The sequence below is a fragment of the Heyndrickxia oleronia genome (assembly GCF_017809215.1).
Classification (GTDB): domain Bacteria; phylum Bacillota; class Bacilli; order Bacillales; family Bacillaceae_C; genus Heyndrickxia; species Heyndrickxia oleronia.
In genome coordinates, this window is record NZ_CP065424.1 from 3136033 (window position 1) to 3160952 (window position 24920).

Consider the following 24920-nt stretch of genomic DNA (forward strand, 5'->3'; position numbering starts at 1 on the left):
ATCCCACACCCTTCTACAACATGTACTTCATGATTGTATTTGATATTTGTTCAAGATCTTTAATTTCATCTACTAAATTCGTGGCAATTGCTGATTTCGGCATTCCGAAAACAATACAACTATTCTCTGATTCTGCAATTGCCTTAACATTTCCATTATTCTTTAATTCTATCAAACCTTTTGAACCATCAGAACCCATTCCTGTCAATATTACTGCTATTTTATCGTATTCAGATAGTTTACTAACTGACTGAAACATAAAGTCAACAGAAGGTCGATGTCCTTTTATCGGTGGTGAATGATCTAAAGATATAGAAACTTTAGAACCATGCTTATTTAACTGAATATGGTCATTTCCCGGGGCAATATAAGCCACTCCATCCTCTAATATATCCCCGTCTTCTGCTTCTTTTACCTTTATATTACTCATTGAATTTAGACGATTAGCAAGCGATTTTGTAAATCCTGCAGGCATATGTTGGACGATAAGAATTGGTGCTTTAATGGATTCTGGCAGATTCGTTATAACCTCTTGTAATGCCCTTGGGCCCCCCGTGGAGGAACCAATACAAATTAGCTTTTTCCTACTTTGATTCCAAGAATTATGATTTGGAACTAAAATTGATTCAACGGGATTCTTATTCAATTTAGTTTGGACTAACGGTCTGCAAACCTTATCCATGTTCACTTGACTTGCATGTTTTACTTTTTGGATTAATTCTTCTTTTACTTTGATTAAGTCTAGTGAAATGGGGCCAGACGGTTTAGTAACAAAATCAATTGCACCGTTTTGCATAGCAATAATTGTATTTTCAGCACCAATTTTCGTTGTACTCGATAGCATGATAATTGGAGTTGGCGTTTGTTTATTAATAATGGTTAAAGCATCAAGACCATTCATCTTAGGCATTTCAATGTCCATGGTGATGACGTCTGGTCGTAATTTATTTACTTTTTCAATTGCTTCAATTCCATTACGCGCAGTTCCAATCACTTCAATAGACGGTTCCTCTTGTAAAAAATCAACGATTAATTTCCTCATAAATGCAGAATCGTCAACAACAAGTACTTGAATCGTTTTCATCATCATCCCTACCTTTCAAAGAAGCTCCGCAATTTACGTATAAATGGATTAGATTGTGATGAATGCATTGCAAGTTTTGCTTCACCTAAATATGTTTGTATAATTTTTTCTAGATATTCTGTTATTGATGAACGAGGAAACTCTGATAAGAACGGAACCTGTCTAATGACAGACTTTCGTACATGAGAATCCTCGGGCAATACCCCAAGAATAAGAATCTCTTTATTTAGAAACTTTTTCATTGCTATTTGCAATCGTTCAAGTGTTTGGAAGCCTTCCTTTTCTCTTTCACTACGGTTGCAAATCAAAAATAGCCGATGATCCGCTTCTACTTCATTTAGAACAATATACTTCATCATCGAGTAAGCATCAGTTATGGCAGTCGGTTCAGGTGTAGTAATAACGAAAATGTCATCAACTGATAATAAGATTTGAATATTTGCTTTTGTCGCTCCAGCTCCCATATCAAAAATAATATAATCATAGATATATTGAAGCTCTTCAAGTTCAGATAATAATCGATCAATTGCTTCTCGATTAAGCTCTACGATATTATCAAAGCCATTTCCAGCGGAAATATACGATATCTGGTTCGGTGCTGTAAAAATAATATCTTGGATTGGAATTTGTTGTTCGAGAAAATCTGAAATCGTATATTTTGAATCTACACCTAAAAGTACATTGACATTACCCATACCGATATCAAAGTCAAAAATTAAAACTTTTTTCCCTCTTTTAGACAAAGAAATGGCAGTATTGACAGAGATATTAGTTTTTCCAACGCCACCTTTCCCGCTAACAACTGCAATTGTTCTTGCTGTTACCGAGTGCTTTTTCTTCAACATTTTCCGTAAATTTTCTGCTTGATCCATCATTGGTCGATACCTTCAAATATATGCTTAATAATGGCTTGTGAACTTCCTACTTCAACATCATCTGGGACATCTTGTCCATAGGTTAAATAGGCAACCCCTTTTTTATTTTGAACCATTATATTAACAATTGTTCCATAAGTTGAGGTCTCATCCAGCTTAGTGAAAATAAATTTATCTATAGATAGTATTTCAAAGTTTTTAATAATCTCCTGGATATCCCTTTCTTTCATTGTCATTGAAATAGTAAGAAATGTTTCAATATCTTGCTTAAAATCGATGAGATTTTGAAGTTCCTCAATATATTTCATTTCTCTATAATTTCTTCCTGCAGTATCGATAAAAACATGGTCATAATCCTCATATTTTTTTACCGCTTTTTGAAAATCTTCTAATTTATAAACAACTTCCACGGGGACATTTAACAAATTAGCATATGTCTTTAATTGCTCAATTGCAGCAATTCGATATGTATCCGTCGTGATAAATGCTATTTTTTTTCGGTTATTAATCACTTCACCAGCTGCAATTTTTGCAAGAGTAGTCGTTTTTCCTACTCCTGTAGGTCCTACCAAATTAATATATTTTTTCCTAACATTGCTTCCCCCATTGTCATATTGTGAGAGAATATCTGTAAAATGTTTCTTCGCCCATTCGGAAATTTCCTGTTCTGAAGGGTCGACCTGTGAACTTCTCCATTGCTTGAGAAGCTCCTCCCCTAAAGAATGGATAATATTCATATTTAAATCTTGACTATATAATTTTTCACAGAAAATTTGAATGGGTTCAGGATAATTTTGCATTTGAATTGGCTGGTTAATCGTAATATCTTGAACCATCCGTTTTATTTCATTAATTTCTTCATGTAAATTTTTATTTGACTCCAAAGACTTTTGACTAGGGTGTTGAGGGAGTTGCTCCCTCTTCTTTTCTTTAACAAATACCGTACTAGGTTTTCTTTCCATATCTAATGCAGCTATCACTTCTAGTTTTTTCTTTTTAAATAAACCAAGCCAGCCGCCAGTATGTGTCACCTTAGAATTGAGAATAACTGCTTCATCCCCTAAGTCCTGACGAATTTGTTTCATGGCTTCAGCCATGTTCTGAGCGACATATTTTTTTACCTTCATTCTACATTCACCACCCCAATACTTTGGACTTCAACATTTGCTTCCAATTCATTGTAGGATAAAACCGGAACACGTGGAAAATACCGCTCTGTCATTTGGCGAACATACATCCTTACTGCAGGTGAACATAAAATTATCGGCGTTTGACCGATTAATGATAATTGCTCAACTTGATTCGCGACTGCTTCAAGAATTGCCTGGGAATCATTCGGATCAATTGATAAATAATTCCCATGCTCAGTTTGTTGAACACCATCCGCTATCATTTTTTCAATTTTTCCAGAAACCGTTACTACTTTTAGAACATTTCCTTCTTCAAGAAATTGATTCGTAATTTGTCGGGCTAAAGCCTGACGAACATATTCCGTTAACAGGTCTGTATCAGTAGACATTTTTCCAAAGTCTGCTAACGTTTCGAAGATAATAGTTAAATTACGGATAGAAACATTTTCTTTTAAAAGTTTCGCAAGTACTTTTTGGATATCTCCTACTGAAAGTGGATTTGGTGTTACTTCCTCCACTAATATCGGGTACGATTCTTTCACGTGATCAATAAGCTGCTTTGTTTCCTGACGACCTAATAATTCATAAGCATTCATACGTAAAATTTCTGTAATATGTGTGGAAACGACTGAAGGTGGATCAACCACCGTATACCCTAGAATCTCTGCTTGTTCTTTCATTTCTTCGGTAATCCACTTCGCTGGTAATCCGAACGATGGTTCGACAGTATCAATTCCCTCAACTGAATCATCATCCATACCAGGACTCATGGCTAAATAGTGGTCAAGAAGAAGCTCACCTCTCCCCATTTCATTGCCTTTAATTTTCAATATATATTCATTTGGCTGCAATTGAATATTATCCCGAATTCGCACAACTGGAATAACTAAACCTAATTCTAAAGCAAGCTGCCGCCTAATCATGACTACCCGATCGAGTAGATCACCCCCCTGATTGGCATCAGCGAGAGGAATTAATCCATATCCGAATTCAAATTCGATCGGATCAATATTCAATAAATTAATCACACTCTCAGGACTCTTTAATTCTTCAGATTGAATTTCTTCTTCCATCTCTTGTAATTCTATATCATCCTTTTTTGGAATTTTCGATAACCGGTATGCACCAATAGCAAGAGCTGCAGCAATTGGGATCGTAACAATATCATTAATAGGTGTTGCAATTCCCAAAATAAATATAGTCGCCGCAGCAACATATAACATTTTTGGAAACGCAAAAAGCTGGGTCATCACATCCTGACCTAGGTTTCCATCCGATGCAGCACGCGTTACAACTATACCGGTTGCAGTTGATATGATTAACGCAGGTATTTGACTAACAATACCATCCCCAACTGTTAGGAGAGAAAACCTCATAGCTGCTTCAGAAATTGGTAGCCCTAACTGGGTCATCCCAATAATGATTCCAAAAATTAGATTGATTAGTACAATAATAATTCCGGCAATTGCATCCCCTTTTACAAACTTACTCGCACCATCCATTGCTCCATAAAAATCTGATTCTCTACTTACCTTTGTCCGTCGATCTCTCGCTTCTTGTTCAGAAATCATCCCTGCATTTAGATCTGCATCAATACTCATTTGTTTACCTGGCATCGCATCCAAAGTAAAACGTGCTGCTACTTCTGATACACGTTCAGATCCTTTTGTAATAACAATAAAATTGATAATAATTAAAATTAAGAAGACAACAAGTCCTACGATTACATTCCCTCCAACTACGAATGTACCGAATGTTTCTACTACACCACCCGCTTCTCCTTTTGATAATATAGATCTAGTAGTCGATACGTTTAACCCAAGTCGAAACAAGGTTAAAATTAAAAGTAATGTAGGAAAAACAGAAAATTGCAATGGCTCGGTCATATTCATCGTTGTTAATAGAACGAGTAATGCAAGAGAAATATTTATGATAATTAGAAAACTTAATAGACCTGGCGGAAATGGTATGATCAACATCGCGACGATTAATATAACACCTAGGATAACGGATAAATCTTTTGTTGACATACACTTTCTCTCCTAACATAAAAGCACTAAATTTTATTTTTAATACGGTAGACATAAGCTAATATTTCTGCAACGATTTTGAAGAATTCTTCTGGGATCGTATCGCCAATTTCCGTTTGAGCATAAAGCGCTCTAGCTAATGGTCGATTTTCCACCATAATTACTTCATTTTCTTTGCCGATTTTTTTAATTTTTTCTGCTAAGAAATCTACCCCCTTTGCAATAACATAAGGTGCATCATGTTTGCTTTCATCATATTTCAAACAAATTGCATAGTGGGTAGGATTCGTTATAATAACATCCGCATTAGGAACCTCCTGCATCATTCTGCGCATCGCCATTTCTCTTTGTCTCTGTTTGATTTTCGATTTAATTAGTGGATCACCTTCAGAGTTCTTGTATTCATCCTTAATATCTTGTTTTGACATTCGAATATTTTTTTCAAAGTCATACCGTTGATATAAAAAATCAAAAACTGCTAGAAATAATAAGGCGATGGATGCGGCTAGTCCCATTTGTAAAACCAAATTGATAATAATCTTAATTGCTTGTCCAACCGTTTTATAAGACAAACTTAGGACTTCATCAATTTTCATCCATAAAACGATAAAGGTAACGACACCAACAAATGATATTTTTAAGATTGATTTTAATAATTCAACAATTGCCCGCATGGAGAAAATACGTTTAAATCCCTTAATTGGATCTAATTTTTCTAATTTAGGGGCAATACTCTCTGTCGAGAACATAAAACCAATTTGGGCAAAGTTTGAGGCAAACGCTGCGATAAAGGCAACAATCATGATAGGCCCTAATATAATCGCCACTTCTTTTAATACCTCAATAAGAATGTGCTGAATATTGTTTTCTGTTACATCTACCAACAGATAATGTTGAAATGTATACCGAAAAAAAATATAAATATGATTGCCAATAAAGGATGAACCAAACATGAGAAATAGAAAAACGGCTAACAGACCAACCGCAGTATTAATATCTTGACTTTTTGCTGTTTGGCCTTTTTTTCTAGCATCCTGACGTTTTTTAGGTGTTGCCTTTTCCGTCTTCTCTCCAGAAAAAAACTGTAAATCAAGTGAAATCCATTTCATCATGTACCACCTACTATTTTCATTACATCCCTCATCGTATAAAACATCAATTCAAATAAGCGTTGAGACACAGAAAAAATTACACCCATGACAATAATTAAAACGATAAAGCTTACAGCAATTTTCACCGGAAAACCTACTACAAAAATATTTAATTGAGGTACTGTTCTAGCAATAATACCGAGTGCAATATCTACTAAAAATAAAGAAGCAACTACCGGTATGGACATTTGAAAAGCAATCACAAACATTTTACTAAATGCCTTAATAATAAATTCGATTAAAGCTCCATCGCCAAATGGGATTGCTTTATCAATGGGTATAAAGTTATAACTATAAAAAATTCCATCTAAAATAATATGATGACCATTTAGAGCAAGTAAAAGCAATAATGCAAAACTATATAAATATTGACCCATTAATGGACTTTGAGTCCCTGTTTGTGGATCAATAACATTAGCAATCGCAAAGCCCATTTGAAAATCTATAAATCCACCTGCAATTTGAATGGCTGCTAATATTAAATAAGCAATAAAGCCAATAAAGAGACCAACCATCGCTTCCTTAATAATAAGCATGAAATAATGAGCGTCAATTTCAAAGCCAGGTACGTCTAATGTATAATACATTAGCCAAGCTAATAGGAAGGCAAATCCAATCCGATATATAGCTGGTATCGTTCGATACGAAAATAAAGGCATTGTTACAAAAAAGGCTGACACACGAACAAATATTAATAAAAATACAGAGAAAGATGGTATAAGCTGTGCCATTCTATCAACCTACATACCTAGTTAAATTAGAAAAAATATCTGTTGCATAGGATAATAAGTGACTTAACATCCATGGTCCAAAAAACACAAGTCCAATTAAGACTGCAACAATTTTTGGAATAAAAGCTAAGGTTTGCTCCTGAATTTGTGTAGTAGCTTGAAATATACTGACGATTAATCCAACAATTAAGGCTACAAGAAGAAGCGGTCCAGCAACAATTAATGTAATATATATCCCTTTTTCAGCAAGGGAAATGACCATATCCGAATTCATTTTTCATTCTCCTTCTATGTTGAATACCGTTAAAAGCTTTGCAGCAATGATTTTACAACCAAATACCAGCCATCTACTAAAACAAATAGTAATATTTTAAAAGGTAAAGAAATCATAACTGGTGGTAGCATCATCATCCCCATTGACATTAAAATACTAGCAACAACCATATCGATAACTAAAAATGGAATAAATATCATAAAACCAATTTGAAAGGCGGTTTTTATCTCACTTAACGCAAATGCTGGTACTAATGACGTAATCGGAATATCTTCTACACTTTTTGGCTTATCTGCGTGAGAATATTCCAGAAACAGCTCCAAGTCTTTTTGCCTCGTGTATTTACTCATAAATTCCTTAAAAGGTACAGATGCCTTATCATAGGCTTCTTCAAGTGTAATTTTGTCATTGAACAGCGGTGTTAATGCTTGCTGATTCACCTCATTAAAGGTAGGTGCCATTACAAAAAAAGTTAAAAATAATGATAGTCCAATGATTACCTGATTCGGCGGCATTTGCTGTGTTGCTAAAGAAGTACGCACAAAAGACAAAACAATAACAATTCTTGTGAATGATGTCATTAAAATCAAAATACTAGGTGCGAGCGATAATACAGTTAGAAGGAGAAGTAGCTTTACTGCTGCTGAAACATTATCAGGTGAACTATTATTAAAAAACTGCATAAATTCATTCATCTGTTTTGGACTCCTTCTTATCTAGCTTATTTAATGCTTTATTCCTTTCCTTTTTCATATGGGAAAGCTGATCTTTTAATATATTTTGAAATGAGTCAGCATGGTTTGCTTCCTCATTTTTTTTTCTATTTTTAATCCCATTTGCTAGTTTTGAAACCAAGTCTTTCGGCTCAAGTGATTGATTTAATTGATCTTCATAATAATGGATAAATTCATCCACTTCCTTCTGATTATCAATTTCCTTCAGCAAATGGATATCCTCTCCAACCCCTAAAATCAAGATTCGATTCCCTGCCTTAACAATTTGTAACGAACGGTTTCCACCTAAAGGTGTACCACCGAAATTTTGAATCATACGATTTTGTTGATAAGAACGACTTTTTTTATTAATAAATTTTAATAAGAAATATAATAGTGCAACAACAAAAATTAGTGCGAAAATCATTTTGGCAACGTCCATAAAAGTTATAACCGAGCCATTCGTTTCTTTATTTGTTTCTATATTTTTGTCTTGTTTTTTCTCAATTACCTTATCTTCTGCTTTCTTTTCCTTAGAAGAAAAATAATCAGACACAGTACCATTGACCGACTCTGCATGGGCGACGATGTGCTGCCCATACAGAGGTGTCAATAGTAACAGGAAGATGATTATTTTCAAAAAATTCTTTTGCAACGTTAGCACACCTTCTTATCTACATTTAAGCAAGAGTTTTTTGGATTGCCTCAATAACACGGTCTGCTTGGAAAGGTTTTACAATAAAATCCTTTGCTCCCGCTTGAATTGCATCAATTACCATTGCTTGTTGTCCCATAGCAGAACACATAATAATTTTTGCATTTGGATCGAACTCTTTAATCTCTTTCAATGCTGCAATTCCATCTTTTTCTGGCATAGTGATATCCATTGTAACGAGATCTGGTTTTAATTCTTTATATTTTTCAACTGCTTGAGCGCCATCAGCAGCTTCTGCCACTACTTCAAATCCATTCTTCGTTAAAATATCTTTAATCATCATTCTCATAAATGCTGCATCATCTACGACTAAAATTCTATTTGCCATTTTTATTAACTCCCTTATCTCTATAATTTCTTAATTCTATCTCTTTGACTTAGTATATCTGTAATTCTGACACCGAAGTTTTCATCAATTACAACTACTTCTCCTTGTGCTACAAGCTGCCGATTCACAAGGATATCAACAGGTTCCCCTGCAAGCTTGTCTAATTCAATGATTGATCCAGTACCCAGCTCTAAGATTTCCTTTACGGACCTCTTCGTTTTACCAAGTTCAACTGTTACTTGGAGTGGAATATCTAGTAACATATTTAAATTTCTTGTTTCAGGTGGTGCAAGCTGAACCTCTTCAAAACTTGAAAAAACGGCTGGTTGAACATTTTGCGCTTGATTCATATGGCCATTCCCAGTTTGATAGGTTTGCTGTTGTCTAGGCTGTGATTGAGGCATATCATATGAACTTGTCTGCATATGCATTGGTTCAACGGCTGGTTGTTCTATTTTTTGAGTATCACTCATCATAGTACTTTCACTTGGTTTTACAGCCTCTTCTGATTCACTATTATTAAATAGGTCCTCTACTAATCTCTTACCAAAATCTAATGGTAATACTTGCATAATGGAAGAATCAATTAAATCTCCCACCTTTAATCGGAAGGATATTTTTATTAACAAATCTTGAGCAGGTATTTTCTCTGCACCTTCACCTGCATTTAAATTTAGAAAATCGACGACAGGTGGAGAAATATCAACTCGTTTATTGAATACAGTTGACATTGATGTAGCTGCTGAACCCATCATTTGATTCATTGCCTCTTGAACTGCACTTAAATGGATTTCATCAAGTGTTGTTTCTTCGGTAATTTCTCCTGTTCCACCAAGCATTAAATCAGCAATGATTGAAGCATCCGATTGTTTAATCACAAGCATATTTATACCAGAGAATCCTTCTGTATATTTCACCTGGATTGCTACATATGGATGTGGAAATTCATCATTTAACTTTGATTGTTCAATAACAGATACGGTTGGAGTCGTAATTTCTACCTTTTGTGATAAAAGAGTTGATAATGCTGTTGCGGAACTACCAAATGATATATTCCCAATCTCTCCAAGTGCATCACGTTCCATAGATGTTAAATAATCATCTACAGATAATTTACTGTTTTCTTCAGTTTGTTCATTTTCTTCATCAGCTGTACCTCGTAGGAGCGCATCAATTTCATCTTGTGAGAGCATATTACTCATCATCGTCTCCTCCTTTCACTTCATTTAAAATTTGAATTGCCATCTTTTTACTACTTTTTCCAACCTGTGCATAATATTTTGGTATACCTTCTAATTTCACAATCACAGGCTCATCAATTTTCTTATCTAATTGGATGACATCACCCATTTGAATACTTAAAAAATCCTCAATTGAAATCTCCGCATTACCTAATTCCACAGCAAGTGGAATTGGCGCATGCTTAATTCTTTTCTCTATATTTTCAGCCTCGATTGGCTCTTTTTCTTTATTATTATTCTGCATCCAATAATGGACAGATAAATTAGGTATAATCGGTTCCAGCACAACATGTGGAATACAGAGATTAATCATTCCACTTATTTCACCCACTGTTGTGTTCATGGATATAACAACAACCGTTTCATTTGGTGAAACCATTTGTAAAAACTGGGGATTTACTTCGAAGTCTGCCAAAACAGGATTAATTTCCGCTATATTCCCCCATGCTTCTGTCAAATGTTCAAACGCACTTTCAAATAAATTTGACATAATTCTTTGTTCGATTTCGGTTAAATTATCAACCTTATTGACACTAGTTCCTTTTCCACCCATTACGAGATCCAGCATGGAATATGCAATATTTGGATTAATCTCCATTAGAATTCTTCCATCAAGTGGAGGTACATCAAATGAGTTCAAAATCGTCATTTTTGGTACAGATCGTATAAATTCTTCAAATGGAATTTGGTCTGCAGATGCTACCGTAATTTGTACATACGTTCGTAATTGTGCTGAAAAATAAGTGGTTAAGAGTCTTGCAAAGTTTTCATGAATCCTCGTTAAACTTCTAATCTGATCTTTTGAGAAACGTAAAGCTCGTTTAAAATCATATACTTTAACTTTTTTAGTCTCTTGTTCTTTCTTTATATCATCGGCATTCATTTCGCCTGTTGATAAAGCACTTAACAAGGCATCAATTTCGCTTTGTGATAATATTTCACCTGACATTTTATCCACCTCCCTTTTTTAAAAGAATTATTTTTATTGAACCACATAGGAGGTTATATAAATCTTGACGATTTTACCGTTTTGCATATATTGATCAACGGTTTTCTTCAAGTTATTTAAAAACTTTTGTTTGCCTTCTTTGCTATCTAAATCCTCAGAAGAAGTTTCAGATAGTTCATCAATCACGGCATCTTTCACTTGAAAATCTCTTTTTTCAAGTTCCTTTTTCGCTTTTTTGCTATCTGTTTCAATTTTTAAGGCAATTTTAATAAAATTATTGTTTTTTAAATTGGTCGTGATCTCAGGAACATCGACAGAGCTTTCAACGACTTTATCGATGGATGGGCCATTATTAGCACTTGTATGATCCATTTTATAAATAACAATAATTGCAATTGCTCCCGCTAATAAGATCACAAGTATAAGTGTGATCATTGTAGCCAACATCTTATTCTTCATGTTGGGCGACCTCCTGATTCATATTTCCTAACAAGTTGATAGAGTTATAAAATGCTAGAATTCTTTTTTCAATTTGTTCAATTGTTTCCTTTACAACGTACTTATGACCATTCGTTAATGTAATCGTTGAATCCGGGAATGCCTCAATCGTTTCAATATACAGGGCATTTAATAAAAATGACTTACCATTTAATCTGGTGAGGGTAATCATACTTTTACCAGTGGAGCAGACTGGCATATATCAGTCTGTCCCACTGTCCTCCTTATCTTATCGTTTTAAGTTAATGAGTTCTTGTAAAATTTCATCTGATGTTGTGATGATTCTTGTATTTGCCTGGAAACCACGTTGAGCAACAATCATTTCAGTGAATTCCTCAGAAAGGTCTACGTTGGACATCTCGAGGTAACCAGCTCTTACAGATCCACGTCCTTCTTTTTCTGCTACGTCTACAGTAGCAGGGCCGGAGTTATCGCTTGCTTGAAATAGATTACCACCAACTTTTGTTAGTCCAGATGCATTGTTAAACTTAGCAATTCCTAAATTAAACGTTTTGTTTTCTCCCCCATCCTTCGGAATAGCAATAATTTGACCTGCTGAATTTATAGAAAAACTTGTATAAGTTGAAGAACTAATAACGATATTAGCTCCAGCTGAGTCTTTTACATAAAATCCATCTCCATTTACTAGATTACCATCATCATCTAAATAGAAATTTCCAGCACGAGTATAATAATCTTTTGTTCCATCATTTACTACAAAATATCCATCCCCGTCAATAGCAAGGTCAAGTGTTCTTCCAGTCGTTTGCATGCTTGACTGAGTGTCGATAGTATCGATTGTTCCTAGCGTAGCTCCAAGCCCTACCTGTATAGGATTCGTTCCCCCCTTAGTTCCTCCGCCACTAGCTCCTTGAATCGATTGACTAATTGCATCCTTAAATGTTACACGACCTTTTTTAAAGCCATATGTATTGACATTGGCGATATTGTTTCCAATTACGTCTAGTTTTGTTTGGAAGTTTTTCATTCCACTAATTCCTGAGTACATTGAGCGTAGCATGTATGATCATCCTTTCAAAGTTAGTTAGCTGTATCTGTCATTTAACAGCTAGACGACTTCCTCATCGGTCCAGTCGTTTAATTTACAATAATTGCACCGTTTATATTGGTGAAAATTTGATTGCTTGCTTCTTGTAAGTTCATTGCTGTGATCACAGTTTCGTTTTTTGCACTAACAATTAATGCTGCATTATTTACTATGACAAGAGATTCATTGACACCTTTTCTTTTTGCTTCGGATACTTTCAAACCAATCTTGTCCCATTGGTTAGCATTTATTTGAATGCCTCGCTGCTCTATTCTTTCACTAGCATGCTTACTAATCGTCAACTGACTAGTCTCATGGGAAAGAGCTTGATTAAAATGCTGTGAAAAAGGTGTTTGAGCCGTATTTAATTGTTTTGGAACTTGTACATTTGGTTTAGACGTAATTGGTTGTAATGGAACTTGACGATATATTGGCCTGTCCATTCAACCACTTCCTATTCTTTATTTTCGTTATCAGGATCTGAAGGTTCTTTGTTATCATCACCTGTTTCTGGTGGGGTATTTGTCGATATTCCTACTTCAGAAATATTTGCTGGATCAAGCTCTGTTCCATCTTCTAAAACAAATTTTACTGACCCATCCACAAAGCGAACGGTTTTAACTACTCCACTACCAGTAGTTGTTTCTGGTTTCCCATCTGGATCTTCACTTGCCGTAATCTTATGCCAAGTTACATTTTTTCCGACAAATTCAGAATAAGCGATTAATTGCGTTTGTTGCTGCATCCCAACTAAATTTTCTATCGATCTATTCATATTTGTCATTTGTTCTAAGGAAGAAAAAGTAGCCATTTGTGCGATAAAATCTTTATCCTGCATTGGATTTAATGGATCCTGATTTTGTAATTGAACCATTAGTATTTTCAGAAAATCATCTTTACCTAAAATATCTGAGCCCGTTTTTCTTTCCGTCTTTTTAATACTTGAATATTGCAAACTCGGATCAATTGTATTTGCCATTTCATCACCTATATTTTCTCTTCTATTAAACTATCATTTAAAACCTCTGAAAATTGAACCTTGGATTTATCCTCTTTGTTCTGCTTATTTTTTTCCTGTTCATCATGGAATGACTGTTGTTCAGCATCACCTTGATCAAACTTCTGTGCTTCAGTTTCACCGAAAACAACATCAAGCTTATCCACTTGAATATTTTGCTGTGTAAAAGCATGCTTTAATTGATGTAATTGTGAATCAAGGATATCTTTAGCAGCACTTGTAGTAGCAATCATTCTTGCTGTTAAGGCACCCTTATCTTGTAGTATTTCAATTCGTAATGAACCTAAATGTTCAGGGTACAGTTTAATCAATAGCTTATTTGTACCATCGCCTTTAAAGAATTGAGATTTACCTAAAATGTTCGTAAAATCCTTCACAAACTGTTCGTAGTTAACTGGCTTGGATTCTTGATTCACCTGTAAAACAAATTGTTCAATTTTTGAAACTTGTTGCATATGCACAGGATTGGTACTAATTGATTGATCTACAAACTGATTTCCTAGCTCCTGAACCTGAGTCTGAGTTGTTATTATTTGGTTTTGCAATGGTTGAGTCATTCTTGGCTTTGCTATAAGCTTGCTATCTGACATCCCTTGGTCTAATACCTTTTGTTGTTGACTTAATATTTTATTAAAAGCATTTTCTAATACGGTATTTTGATTGGGTCTATCATTGTTGATGATTTGCTCTAGCTTTGTAATAACTGTTTCCATATTTTCTTTAAGGATACTCAAAGATTTTATGTCATTTTTAGCTAGATCGATTTGCTGTGACAGTGTTTCAACTGCCTTTGATGCTTTTGCAGCAAATTGAAGCAGATCTGGCTTTAATTGCTTGAATGATTCTTTTGGAAGATTAGCTAGTACCCCGAGCAATTTAGCTGTAGCATGGATAAACTCACCTGAACCCATTTGGTCTTTTATAGCTTTTAACTGATTCACGTTTATTGGATTATTTCCTAGTAATGATAAAAGTTCATCCATTAACGTTCCAAATTGCTCTTTAAAATCATCTACTGAAATTCCCATAGCATCGGCTATTTGTTGTTCAGAAAGCTTTGAGTCGTTTAAAAGTTCCAGACTATTACCTGTTCCACTACTGCCACTCTTCAAAATGGTAAGAATATTATTGAATAGATCCATTATATTTACATCAATCTCTCCAGTAGCTGATTCACCAAGACTATTTTGTGAGTTTAAGAGGCTATCAAATGCACTTTTAAATCCATTAGCTTGTTGGGCAACCTGACCTAGTTTCCCGTTTACAGGCATCAAATTGGTAACTTGCATGGTACCTATATTCACTTTTTCACCTCCCTTCATTTAAGAGTCACTGATTAATCATTTGTTTTTGCACTTAACATTTCAGTATATTTCGCCGCACGATCAGCTGGCATCTTTTCCATAATTTTGGCTAACACATCTGATTTTAAATTGGAAAGAATTTTTAATGCTTCCGGATCTGTCATACTAAGAATGATAGGTGCCGCACTCTTGGGTGACATCGATTCATAGGTTTGTACAATTTCCTGAAATGCCTTTTTATTTTGGTTCTGTATTTGTTTTAATTCATCGATCTCGTCTTCAAGTCTTTTTTGTTCAAGAAGCATTTGTTGTTTTTCATTATCTTGACTATCAATTTTAGATTGCAATTGAGTTAACTCAGTGTCCTTATTTTCAATTTCCGCTTGTAGATCGATGATTTTGTCTTCATATTCTTTTAGACTTTTTCCGCTAGTTTTTTCAACTTTAGAAGAAATAAAAGGAAGTTTTCCACTTAAATCCTTGGCTTTTTCGAATACATTCACACCAGCAAATTGGGCAACAATTAATGCAATCACGATTGCAAATAATAAAGGAATAAATATTACATATAGGAACCACTGAAATCTGCTCCTTGGTTGATCTTCTATTTTTTCTTTTACTTCTCTTTCCATCCTTATCACCTAATTTCCAGTGTGATGAAAATAGCTTCGCGTTGAGATTTCATCTGCTTGCTTATTCTCAATTTCCTTTAATAAGTCTTGATATCTCTCGAAGTCTTTTTCCTTCATTTTTTCATATTTTTTCATTTCAATATTCTTTTCCTGTAGTTGTTGTTCACACCAATTCATTTGAGTCCGAGCATTTATTACAAGCTCTTGATAATGTTTAATTGAAATCTCCAAATTAGCAATAAAGCGTTGGTAATGTCTAATTTCTTGTACTTGAAATCCAGTTTGTAGTTTAGCTGCTTGAAATTCCACTAAATCTTCTTTTTTCTTTAACAATTGGTACAGTTCTTTGCAACATTTTCAAAACGTTTCACAGCTTTTTGATAAGTAGCAAGGGCCTCATCTTTTTCACGTTCTTTTAATGTTAGTATCTTTTCAAATTTGTATTGATATTTCATGCCCATTCCCCTTTATTCGCAAGCTGGATAATTGATTGAACACTTTGCTCCATCGTTATTTTTTCATCTGTACGCTGTTTTAAGAAAGAAATAATATTAGGGTATCTTTCAATAGCCTCATCGATTTCTTTTGAGGCGCCACGTTTATATGCTCCAATACTAATTAAATCTTCAGAGTTTAAATATGTACTTAATGTTTCCCTTACTTTATTTGCAGCCTCTTTATGCTCTTCTGAAGCGAGATGATTCATTAAACGACTAATACTTTTTAATATATTGATAGCTGGAAATTGACCTTTATTGGCTAGGTTACGATCAAGAACAAAATGACCATCTAATATTCCTCTAACTGTATCAGCGATCGGTTCATTCATATCATCTCCATCAACTAATACCGTATAAAAGCCAGTGATTGTACCTTTTTCATTTGTTCCCGTTCTCTCTAATAATTTCGGTAAGATAGCAAATACCGAAGGTGTATAGCCTTTCGTTGCTGGAGGTTCACCTACCGCCAATCCTACTTCCCGCTGTGCCATGGCAACACGTGTTACAGAATCCATCATAAACATGACATTAAGGCCTTTATCACGGAAGTATTCAGCAATCGCGGTAGCGGTAAATGCCCCTTTAATTCTCATTAGAGCTGGTTGGTCTGAGGTTGCTGCGATGACAATGGAACGGCTTAAACCTTCTGGGCCAAGATCCCTCTCGATAAACTCTCTTACCTCACGACCACGCTCACCAATTAATGCAATAACATTTATATCAGCCTTCGTATTTCTTGCAATCATTCCTAGTAATGTACTTTTTCCCACGCCACTTCCTGCAAATATCCCTATTCTTTGTCCTTTTCCAACCGTTAATAAACTATCAATAGCACGAACTCCAACTTCTATCTCCTCTGAAATAGGCGGTCTTTTTAATGGATTCGGAGGACTTTGTTCAGTAGGAATTGATTTTAATCCCTTGGGTAAAACAGATCCATCCATTGGATTGCCTAATGAATCAATGACCTTCCCGATTAATGTTGAACCCACCTTTACTTCAAGTGGTTTTGATGTTGCTTCAACTAAACTTCCAGGGGCAATATCTTGAATATCAGCATATGGCATTAGAATGACATACTCGTCCTTAAAACCAACGACTTCTGCTTGAATTTTTCGATGGTGTTTTTTTCCGCCAACATGGATCCAGCAAACATCACCAATTGAGCTCTCCGGACCTAATGATTCAATCATTAACCCAACGACACGCTTTACTTTACCGTAACGCTTATATGTTTCCACTTCTGGAATAATCGAAAGAAGTTCTTCTGCCTTCATATTGTTTCACCCTCAACGAATTCCATTAACTTCACTTTTAATTCCGTCAGTTGACTATCTACACTTGCATCTACACGGCCATGACTTGTCTCTATCAAACATTGGAATTCACTTAATTCATCATTCGCGTAAACATAGCATTGTTGATTACTCGGAAATATTGCATCTAATTCATCCTTACATTGAATGACAAAGCTATATTGTGTAGGATGTACAAGGATATGAACCTCTCTATGCTCTTTTACTTCCTTTAATGCTTCTTTAACAATGTTAAGGAATTTTTCTGGTTGTTCTTCTATTGTTTCGTGTAATATTCTTTCGGCTACCTTCATTCCCAATTCTAAAATGACCTTTTCAGCTGATTCGATATATCGAACATATTCGCCTTTTAAATCAGCTGTCATTTGATTGACCATCTCTAATTGTCCATTATATTGTGCAAATCCTTGTTGTTGCCCTTCAGTTAAGCCTTGTTTAAAACCAATGGCTTTTGCTTCTTCAATTAACAAGGCTTTTTCCTCATTCCACGCTTGTTTTTCTTCTAAAGTTTGATTTTTGATTAAAAGAGCTTCTTGCTCAGCTTTTTGAATGATTTCATGAGCCTGTTGTTGAAATTTTTCCAGTATTAATTTTTTCTCTTGCTCTAATGGATCTGTTTCATCAATTTCTTCAACTGGCTGAAGGCATGAAATATCTTTAATCCCTATCACTTTTGCTTTTATTTCACTCTGAACTGCGGTGCGTGATTTTATTATCTTAGACAATAATGTCATCTCCTCCACCACGAGCTATAATAATCTCTCCAGCATCCTCTAATCTACGGATTGTAGAAACAATTCTTGATTGAGCCTCCTCAACATCCTTCAAGCGAATTGGTCCCATATATTCCATTTCCTCTTTTAATGTTTCTACCATTCTCGTAGACATATTTCTAAATACTATATCTTTTACCTCATCACTAGATACTTTAAGTGATAATAATAAATCTTCATTTTCACAATCACGTATAACACGTTGAATCGAGCGATTATCAAGGGTAACGATATCCTCAAATACAAACATCCGTTTCTTAATTTCCTCAGCAAGCTCAGGATCTTGTATTTCTAGTGCATCTAAAATCGTTTTTTCTGTAGAACGATCCACTCCATTAAGCACTTCAACAACAGATTCAATTCCACCCGTTTGAGTGTAATCTTGGGTAACTGTCGCTGATAGCTTTTGTTCTAATATGGTTTCAACCTCACTAATAATTTCAGGTGATGTACGATCCATAATAGCAATTCGACGAGCAATATCTGCTTGCACATCTTGGGCAAGTTCTGAAAGAATTTGTCCGGCCTTTTCAGGATCTAAGTAAGATAAAATTAAAGCAATTGTTTGTGGATGCTCATTTTGGATAAAGTTTAGAATCTGACTTGGCTCGGCACGTCTTGCGAAATCAAAAGGTCTAACCTGCAATGAGGAAGTTAGGCGATTGATAATGGTTGCTGCTTGTTCCGCACCTAAGGCTTTTTCAAGAACGGTTTTGGCATAGCCGATACCACCTTGCGAGATATAATCCTGTGCTAGGGCAATATTGTGAAATTCATCAAGAATATCTTCTTTCGTATTAGAATCCACTTTTTTCACACCTGATATCTCTAATGTTAATTTTTCTATTTCTTCTTCTGACAAATGTTTATAAACTGACGCTGAAACATCAGGTCCAAGTGAGATAAGTAGAATAGCGGCTTTTTGCTTTCCTGTTAACCCTTTTTCTTTTATCGCCATTTTCCATCCCCCTTTAATCCTCTGATATCCATGTTCTTAGTAATTTTGCAAATTCATCAGGTTTCTCTTTTGCCATTTTTTCCAGTTGTTTTTTCCGTAGAGTGCTTTCTGTTTCATGCTCTTCATTTACATCTGCAATTTGAATTGGTGTAGATTCGATCATTGGCTCTTCCATAAGTTCTTCCTCTTGCTTCTTCCGTCCACGAATCATCAAAATAATTAAAAGAACAATAACAAATAGTAAGATTCCACCGATTAGGTATATCCACCAAGGTAATGATGAATCTGATTTTGTCCCTTGTTTTACTTTCCCAGTAAATGGTTGAACTGAGACAGCGATTTTATTTTGAAGTTCTTGATCAGTTAAATCTGTTCCTACATTTTTATCTATTGATGTACGAATAATCGTTGATAATATTTTTGTAATATCATCCTTTGTACTTTGCGGTAATGAATTAACATCCTTTGGATTCGGTGGTTCAACCATTACTTGAATGCCAAGATCTCTTATTTTATATGGACTTTCGGCAATTTGCTTATGAATTTTATTCACTTCATAATTGATTGAATCCTGGGTTTTTTCATAATCTCCATCAGAATCCCCATCAGTTTCTACATAAGTGTTTATGGAATCATTAGGGTTTTCAGCTTGTGTAGTTCCCCCTGCAGCTGCACCTTTTCCTGAGTATGTTTCAGTAATCTTTTGGGCGCTAATTTCAATCCCCTTCATATTTTCCTTATCAACTGGCTCAACCAAATCTTCTTCTCTGTTTTCTTGGGTGAAGTCGATATCAGCCGATACACTAGCAACAATCTTGTCATAGCCCATCATTGTTCCGAGCATAGATTGTACTTGTCTTTGAATATCTCTTTCAATTTGATGTTTTATATCCATCTGTTGAGTAAATGTATTTCCGGTTCCACTTTGATTATTCAAGTCAAAATACTCGAAATTTTGATTCATAATTACGATGTTTTCATTTGGTAAATTAGGAACACTTTTTGACACAAGATTATATAAAGATTTAATTTGTGATTCACTAAATTCATAGCCTGGCTTTGTCGTTAAGACAATTGATGCAGATGCTTCCTGACCACCATCACTCACAAAAATTTCCTTTTTAGGCATATTGATCATTACTTTAGCATCTTCTACACCATCTATTTCTTTCATTAAATTTGACAATTCCGTCTGCATTGCATCTAATTTTACGACATCAAATTCATTGTCGGTCATTCCAAATCCCGCATTCTGACTAAAAAAGGAATAATCGATACTTCCCGATTTTGGTAAACCTTCTGAAGCTAGTTCGATTTTTAATGTATCAACTTGCTCTTTTGGAACTTTAATTGTTTTTCCATTATCAGCGATCTCAGATTTAATTCCTTTTGAATCAAGATTCTCTTTAATGGAGCCCGCTTCAGCTGCTGATAAATTGCTATATAACGGTTCCATCGTAGTTCTAGTAGAAAAATAACCGATTAATATAATGATAAGAATAATAAGTGCAATGGAGGAGATTCCTACAATTTTTTGCTTTTTCGATTTACTTTTCCAAAAATTACTTAATTTGTCTGAATAGCTTCTTAATTTCTCATTCATTACTATCCTCCAATTTTTGACCCCAATAAATTATTTCAATTGTTGAGCGTAAAGTAGGAATCTTCTGCATTCAATGAGCAAGAGTTCCTACTATACCATTTGGACAACTGGTTTACTTTAACTTAATAACATATTAAACTTGCATTCTCATTATTTCTTGATAAGATTCAACTACCTTATTTCTTACTTCAATCGCAGCCTGCAAAGTTATGCTTGCCTTTTGCGCTGTAATCATCACTTCATGAAGATCGACATTTTCCCCTTTTGCCAATTTCTCTGTTAAAATATCCGATTGAATTTGTGATTGATTCACATCGGATATTGATTTCTTAAGAAAATCCGAAAATTTCACTTGAGATTGATAAGGGGTTGTAACTTGTTGACTATTTTTTTGTTCCAACGGACGTAAAAAACCTGTTGCAACCGAATTTATATTTTGAATAGACATATCGTCTACCTCCTAATCATTATTACTTTCCGATTTCTAATGCTTTCATCATCATCGATTTTGATGCATTAAATACCGTGACATTTGCCTCATATGAGCGAGTGGCACTCATAAGATCAACCATTTCTCTCAATGGATCTACATTAGGGAGACTCACATATCCATCCTGGTTTGCATCAGGATTTTCAGGGTCATACACTAATTTGAATGGTGTATCATCCTCATTAATTCTCGTTACTTTTACACCACCACTTACATTTCCACCACCCATGGCAGATTGCAAATGAGAGGAGAATGAATTATTTTTTGGCTCAAGAACAACTGTTTTTCGACGATATGGTTGCCATTGGCCATTTTCAAATGTTGCTCTAGTAGTATCAGCATTTGCCATATTCGATGATATAACATCCATTCGTAAGCGTTGTGCCGTTAATGCAGAAGATGTTATACCCATGCCACTAAACATTGACATTACTATTTCCCTCCTCTAATCACCGTTTGTAGTGTTGAGAATTTCCCATTAATCCGATCTGTTAGCGCATTGTAATAAATTTGATTAGTAGCTAAATCAGACATTTGCTTATCCACATCTACACCATTTCCATTTGAGTTATATTGAATATTTTGTTGTGTTACAATCGCTGAATTACTTTCTATATTCTGAAACTCAAAATGTCGAGGATCTGTACGTAATGCACCAAATGATTGATTTAATTCATTTTGAAATACTTTCTGGAAACTAACGTCCTTGGGTTTATAATTTGGTGTATCCACATTTGCGATATTGTCCGCTATCGTCTTTTGTTTCAAAGAAGAATAATCTAGTCCCCGTTCTAATGTAGTAAACGTATTAGAAAATAATTTCAAATTTTACACCTCTTACTTTTTTACTAGACATAATCCGATTTAATACGACAAACTCTTTAAAAACTATTATTATTTTAATGGTAAAAAATCACACTGTCTATGCAATTAGTAGATTTTTCATAAAAAATCACCATTTTTTCTTGTTTATAGGACTTTAGTTCCATAAAAAAACAGGTCTTAATTTGTCAATTTTTTTGCTCATGAGATTTATTTTATCAAGTGGATGATCATTTCTCTAGTGGGTTATTATGGAAAAAAATTCACCGAATATTTGTATAATAATGGTAAATACAAAGGACTTAAGTTTTGAGGATTTAGGCTAATACCTGGAAATAGAATAGTCGAAATGACATTATATAGAAATAATAAAACCGCCAATAACAATTTATTGGCGGTAGCATTTTGTCGAAAACTATCATTAATTAGATTTTAATTTTTCTAATTCAACAAGGAATTTGTCATTTAATACTTTAATATATGTTCCCTTCATTCCGAGTGATCTAGATTCAATTACACCAGCACTTTCAAGCTTACGTAAAGCGTTAACGATTACGGAACGGGTAATTCCTACGCGATCCGCAATTTTAGAAGCAACTAGCAAGCCCTCTTTACCATTTAGCTCTTCAAAAATATGCTCAATAGCTTCTAACTCACTGTAAGATAGTGAACTAATTGCCATCTGTACAACTGCTTTGCTTCTTGCTTCTTCTTCTATTTCTTCTGATTTTTCACGAAGAATTTCCATTCCTACTACAGTCGCTCCATACTCAGCTAAAATTAAATCGTCATCATGGAATTTTTCTTGTAAGCGAGCAAGAATTAATGTACCTAATCTTTCTCCTCCACCAATAATTGGAACAATTGTTGTTAAACCGCTTTGGAATAATTCCTTATTCTCAACAGGGAATGCTGTATATTCACTATTTACATCCAAATTAGAAGAAGTTTCATTAATATTAAATAAGCTATTTGTATATTCTTCAGGGAATTGACGATCTTCTAACATTTTTGTCATACGCTCATTTTCAACTAATTGGTTAATTGCAAATCCTAATAATTTTCCACGACGACTAACTACAAAAATATTCGCCTCAATCACGTCACTTAATGTTTGAGACATTTCTTTAAAATTCACTGGTTTACCTGCTGCTTTTTGAAGCATCGCGTTAATTTTTCTTGTTTTGTCTAATAAATTCATTTTTATTTCCTCCTATAATCTCATACAATTGTTTAATATGTCCCTACCGATAGGCATGCCAAATTAGCTCTAGAACCTAAAGGATAAACTGACTTAGATCTTTATTTTGTGAAATGGCACTTAGCTTTTCATCCACATACTGCGGGGTTATACTAATCCGTTCTAATGTGATGTCTGGTGCTTCAAAGGATAGATCTTCAAGAAGCTTTTCCAAAATCGTATGCAGCCGTCTCGCCCCAATATTATCAGTATGTTGATTAACTTCGTAAGCAATTTCAGCTATTCTAACAATAGCATCGTCAGAAAATTCAATTTGTATACCTTCAGTTTCTAATAATGCAATATATTGCTTAGTTAAAGCATTATCCGGTTCAATTAATATTTTTACAAAATCTTCAACAGTTAATTTCCCTAGTTCTACACGGATTGGAAAACGTCCCTGTAATTCAGGAATTAATTCAGATGGCTTCGCCATATGAAAGGCACCAGCAGCAATAAAAAGAATATGATCTGTTTTAACGGAACCATATTTTGTTACAACTGTAGAACCTTCTACAATTGGAAGAATATCTCTTTGCACTCCTTCTCTAGAAACATCAGCTGAAGAAGAACCATTACTTTTGCTAACTATTTTATCGATTTCATCAATAAAAATAATACCTGCTTGTTCTGCACGTACAACTGCTTCCTGAGTAACCTCATCCATATCAATTAACTTCTGAGCCTCATCATTCGTTAATACGATTCGTGCTTCCTTAACAGTAAGCTTACGCTTTTTCTGTTTCTTAGGGATTAAATTACTAAATGCATCCTGCATATTCATCCCCATCTGCTCCATACCAGAACCTTGAAGCATATCAAACATAGATGGTTGCTGCTCTTCAATTTCCACTGTTACTATCTCTTGTTCTAATTCACCATTTGCTAATTTTTCTTCAATTATCTTACGTTTTTCCTTCATTGAAACATCTTCAGCTTGTTCCTCTTCATGATCATCTGTTTGATTATTACTGCCAAAAATCATCTCAAACGGATTTTTTGTACCTGAAGATTTCTTTTTTGATGGAACAAGTAAATTTAATAGCCTGCGATTTGCATTCTCTTCCGCTCTTCCTTTTACTTGAGCGACTTTTTCTTCTTTGACAATACGAACAGACGTTTCAACTAAGTCCCTTACCATAGATTCGACATCACGACCAACATAACCAACCTCAGTAAATTTTGTAGCCTCGATTTTAACAAAAGGGGCACCGACCAATTTGGCCATACGTCTAGCAATCTCCGTCTTCCCTACACCAGTAGGTCCGATCATTAATATATTTTTCGGAATAATCTCATCCTTTAATTTATCATCTAATAAACTTCGACGATATCGATTCCTTAATGCAACAGCTACAGCTCTTTTTGCATCTTTTTGACCTACAATATATTGATCAAGTCGATCTACAATTTGCCTTGGGGTTAAACTCATCGCTTTATTCATATTATTCGTCAAATAAGTTCACTCCTTATTGTTCAGGTTAGGATGTATTCGTA

Annotated in this window: 28 protein-coding genes and 1 pseudogene; all 29 read right to left on the reverse strand. The window is 34.7% G+C overall.

The features are described from left to right. Positions 1 to 13: 13 nt before the first annotated feature. Positions 14 to 1084 (reverse strand): protein-glutamate methylesterase/protein-glutamine glutaminase, encoded by a 1071-nt coding sequence (locus I5818_RS15690; protein ID WP_078109071.1) that lies wholly within the window; start codon positions 1082 to 1084, stop codon positions 14 to 16. 8 nt (positions 1085 to 1092) lie between these two features. After that, a complete protein-coding gene (locus tag I5818_RS15695) occupies positions 1093 to 1959 on the reverse strand; it encodes a MinD/ParA family protein (protein ID WP_078109070.1) in 867 nt (288 codons plus the stop codon). Then, a complete protein-coding gene (flhF, locus tag I5818_RS15700; RefSeq protein WP_209391788.1) occupies positions 1956 to 3086 on the reverse strand; it encodes a flagellar biosynthesis GTPase FlhF in 1131 nt (376 codons plus the stop codon). Before flhF ends, I5818_RS15695 begins: the two co-directional genes overlap by 4 nt. After that, positions 3083 to 5119, reverse strand: a complete 2037-nt coding sequence (gene flhA / locus I5818_RS15705) for a flagellar biosynthesis protein FlhA (protein ID WP_078110796.1) — start codon at positions 5117 to 5119, stop codon at positions 3083 to 3085. Before flhA ends, flhF begins: the two co-directional genes overlap by 4 nt. 26 nt (positions 5120 to 5145) lie before the next feature. Further along, positions 5146 to 6228 carry a flagellar biosynthesis protein FlhB gene (gene flhB / locus I5818_RS15710; RefSeq protein ID WP_180212897.1) on the reverse strand — a complete coding sequence of 361 codons (1083 nt, stop codon included), beginning with the start codon at positions 6226 to 6228 and terminating at the stop codon, positions 5146 to 5148. After that, complete coding sequence (gene fliR / locus I5818_RS15715; protein ID WP_078110794.1) at positions 6228 to 7001, reverse strand: flagellar biosynthetic protein FliR; 774 nt, start codon at positions 6999 to 7001, stop codon at positions 6228 to 6230. The genes flhB and fliR overlap by 1 nt, the downstream gene beginning before the upstream one ends. Before the next feature lie 4 nt (positions 7002 to 7005). Continuing rightward, the gene (gene fliQ / locus I5818_RS15720) at positions 7006 to 7275 is read right to left on the reverse strand and encodes a flagellar biosynthesis protein FliQ (protein WP_058002664.1); all 270 of its coding nucleotides are present in this window, start codon (positions 7273 to 7275) and stop codon (positions 7006 to 7008) included. A gap of 29 nt (positions 7276 to 7304) precedes the next feature. Further along, positions 7305 to 7970, reverse strand: coding sequence for a flagellar type III secretion system pore protein FliP (gene fliP, locus I5818_RS15725; protein WP_058002663.1), 666 nt, complete (start codon positions 7968 to 7970; stop codon positions 7305 to 7307). Then, a complete protein-coding gene (locus I5818_RS15730; protein ID WP_078110793.1) occupies positions 7963 to 8643 on the reverse strand; it encodes a flagellar biosynthetic protein FliO in 681 nt (226 codons plus the stop codon). Before I5818_RS15730 ends, fliP begins: the two co-directional genes overlap by 8 nt. Positions 8644 to 8668: 25 nt before the next feature. Further along, positions 8669 to 9031, reverse strand: a complete 363-nt coding sequence (locus I5818_RS15735) for a chemotaxis protein CheY (protein WP_058002661.1) — start codon at positions 9029 to 9031, stop codon at positions 8669 to 8671. Between the two features lie 20 nt (positions 9032 to 9051). Beyond that, positions 9052 to 10236: a flagellar motor switch phosphatase FliY gene (gene fliY, locus I5818_RS15740; RefSeq protein ID WP_078110792.1), complete on the reverse strand. Its 1185-nt coding sequence runs from the start codon at positions 10234 to 10236 to the stop codon at positions 9052 to 9054. Continuing rightward, complete coding sequence (gene fliM, locus I5818_RS15745) at positions 10226 to 11221, reverse strand: flagellar motor switch protein FliM (RefSeq protein ID WP_078110791.1); 996 nt, start codon at positions 11219 to 11221, stop codon at positions 10226 to 10228. The genes fliY and fliM overlap by 11 nt, the downstream gene beginning before the upstream one ends. 33 nt (positions 11222 to 11254) lie before the next feature. After that, positions 11255 to 11680 (reverse strand): flagellar basal body-associated protein FliL, encoded by a 426-nt coding sequence (gene fliL, locus I5818_RS15750; protein ID WP_078110790.1) that lies wholly within the window; start codon positions 11678 to 11680, stop codon positions 11255 to 11257. Beyond that, entirely contained in the window at positions 11670 to 11891 is a 222-nt protein-coding gene (locus tag I5818_RS15755) for a flagellar FlbD family protein (protein WP_071976706.1), read from the reverse strand. Before I5818_RS15755 ends, fliL begins: the two co-directional genes overlap by 11 nt. Positions 11892 to 11948: 57 nt before the next feature. Next, positions 11949 to 12740, reverse strand: a complete 792-nt coding sequence (flgG, locus tag I5818_RS15760; RefSeq protein WP_078110789.1) for a flagellar basal body rod protein FlgG — start codon at positions 12738 to 12740, stop codon at positions 11949 to 11951. A 77-nt stretch (positions 12741 to 12817) separates the two neighbouring features. Then, a complete protein-coding gene (locus I5818_RS15765) occupies positions 12818 to 13210 on the reverse strand; it encodes a TIGR02530 family flagellar biosynthesis protein (RefSeq protein WP_071976681.1) in 393 nt (130 codons plus the stop codon). A gap of 11 nt (positions 13211 to 13221) precedes the next feature. After that, positions 13222 to 13746, reverse strand: coding sequence for a flagellar hook assembly protein FlgD (flgD, locus tag I5818_RS15770; RefSeq protein WP_071976680.1), 525 nt, complete (start codon positions 13744 to 13746; stop codon positions 13222 to 13224). Positions 13747 to 13754: 8 nt separating this feature from the next. Beyond that, positions 13755 to 15089, reverse strand: a complete 1335-nt coding sequence (locus I5818_RS15775) for a flagellar hook-length control protein FliK (RefSeq protein WP_169846937.1) — start codon at positions 15087 to 15089, stop codon at positions 13755 to 13757. A 32-nt stretch (positions 15090 to 15121) separates the two neighbouring features. Then, positions 15122 to 15721, reverse strand: coding sequence for a MotE family protein (locus I5818_RS15780; RefSeq protein WP_078110787.1), 600 nt, complete (start codon positions 15719 to 15721; stop codon positions 15122 to 15124). A 9-nt stretch (positions 15722 to 15730) separates the two neighbouring features. Beyond that, positions 15731 to 16176, reverse strand: a pseudogene (fliJ, locus tag I5818_RS15785) (flagellar export protein FliJ). Beyond that, positions 16173 to 17498: a flagellar protein export ATPase FliI gene (fliI, locus tag I5818_RS15790; RefSeq protein ID WP_078110786.1), complete on the reverse strand. Its 1326-nt coding sequence runs from the start codon at positions 17496 to 17498 to the stop codon at positions 16173 to 16175. Before fliI ends, fliJ begins: the two are co-directional and overlap by 4 nt. Further along, positions 17495 to 18262, reverse strand: a complete 768-nt coding sequence (gene fliH / locus I5818_RS15795; protein ID WP_169846936.1) for a flagellar assembly protein FliH — start codon at positions 18260 to 18262, stop codon at positions 17495 to 17497. The genes fliI and fliH overlap by 4 nt, the downstream gene beginning before the upstream one ends. After that, positions 18255 to 19268 carry a flagellar motor switch protein FliG gene (gene fliG / locus I5818_RS15800; RefSeq protein ID WP_058002648.1) on the reverse strand — a complete coding sequence of 338 codons (1014 nt, stop codon included), beginning with the start codon at positions 19266 to 19268 and terminating at the stop codon, positions 18255 to 18257. Before fliG ends, fliH begins: the two co-directional genes overlap by 8 nt. Positions 19269 to 19281: 13 nt before the next feature. After that, positions 19282 to 20871 carry a flagellar basal-body MS-ring/collar protein FliF gene (fliF, locus tag I5818_RS15805; RefSeq protein ID WP_078110784.1) on the reverse strand — a complete coding sequence of 530 codons (1590 nt, stop codon included), beginning with the start codon at positions 20869 to 20871 and terminating at the stop codon, positions 19282 to 19284. A 133-nt stretch (positions 20872 to 21004) separates the two neighbouring features. Beyond that, positions 21005 to 21319, reverse strand: coding sequence for a flagellar hook-basal body complex protein FliE (gene fliE, locus I5818_RS15810; RefSeq protein WP_071976673.1), 315 nt, complete (start codon positions 21317 to 21319; stop codon positions 21005 to 21007). A 22-nt stretch (positions 21320 to 21341) separates the two neighbouring features. Beyond that, complete coding sequence (gene flgC, locus I5818_RS15815) at positions 21342 to 21791, reverse strand: flagellar basal body rod protein FlgC (protein ID WP_071976672.1); 450 nt, start codon at positions 21789 to 21791, stop codon at positions 21342 to 21344. 2 nt (positions 21792 to 21793) lie between these two features. Continuing rightward, on the reverse strand, positions 21794 to 22186 hold the full coding sequence (gene flgB / locus I5818_RS15820) for a flagellar basal body rod protein FlgB (protein WP_058002644.1): 393 nt from the start codon (positions 22184 to 22186) through the stop codon (positions 21794 to 21796). A gap of 418 nt (positions 22187 to 22604) precedes the next feature. Then, the gene (gene codY, locus I5818_RS15825) at positions 22605 to 23384 is read right to left on the reverse strand and encodes a GTP-sensing pleiotropic transcriptional regulator CodY (RefSeq protein WP_058002643.1); all 780 of its coding nucleotides are present in this window, start codon (positions 23382 to 23384) and stop codon (positions 22605 to 22607) included. 76 nt (positions 23385 to 23460) lie between these two features. Next, positions 23461 to 24867 (reverse strand): ATP-dependent protease ATPase subunit HslU, encoded by a 1407-nt coding sequence (hslU, locus tag I5818_RS15830; RefSeq protein WP_071976705.1) that lies wholly within the window; start codon positions 24865 to 24867, stop codon positions 23461 to 23463. Between the last annotated feature and the right edge of the window lie 53 nt (positions 24868 to 24920).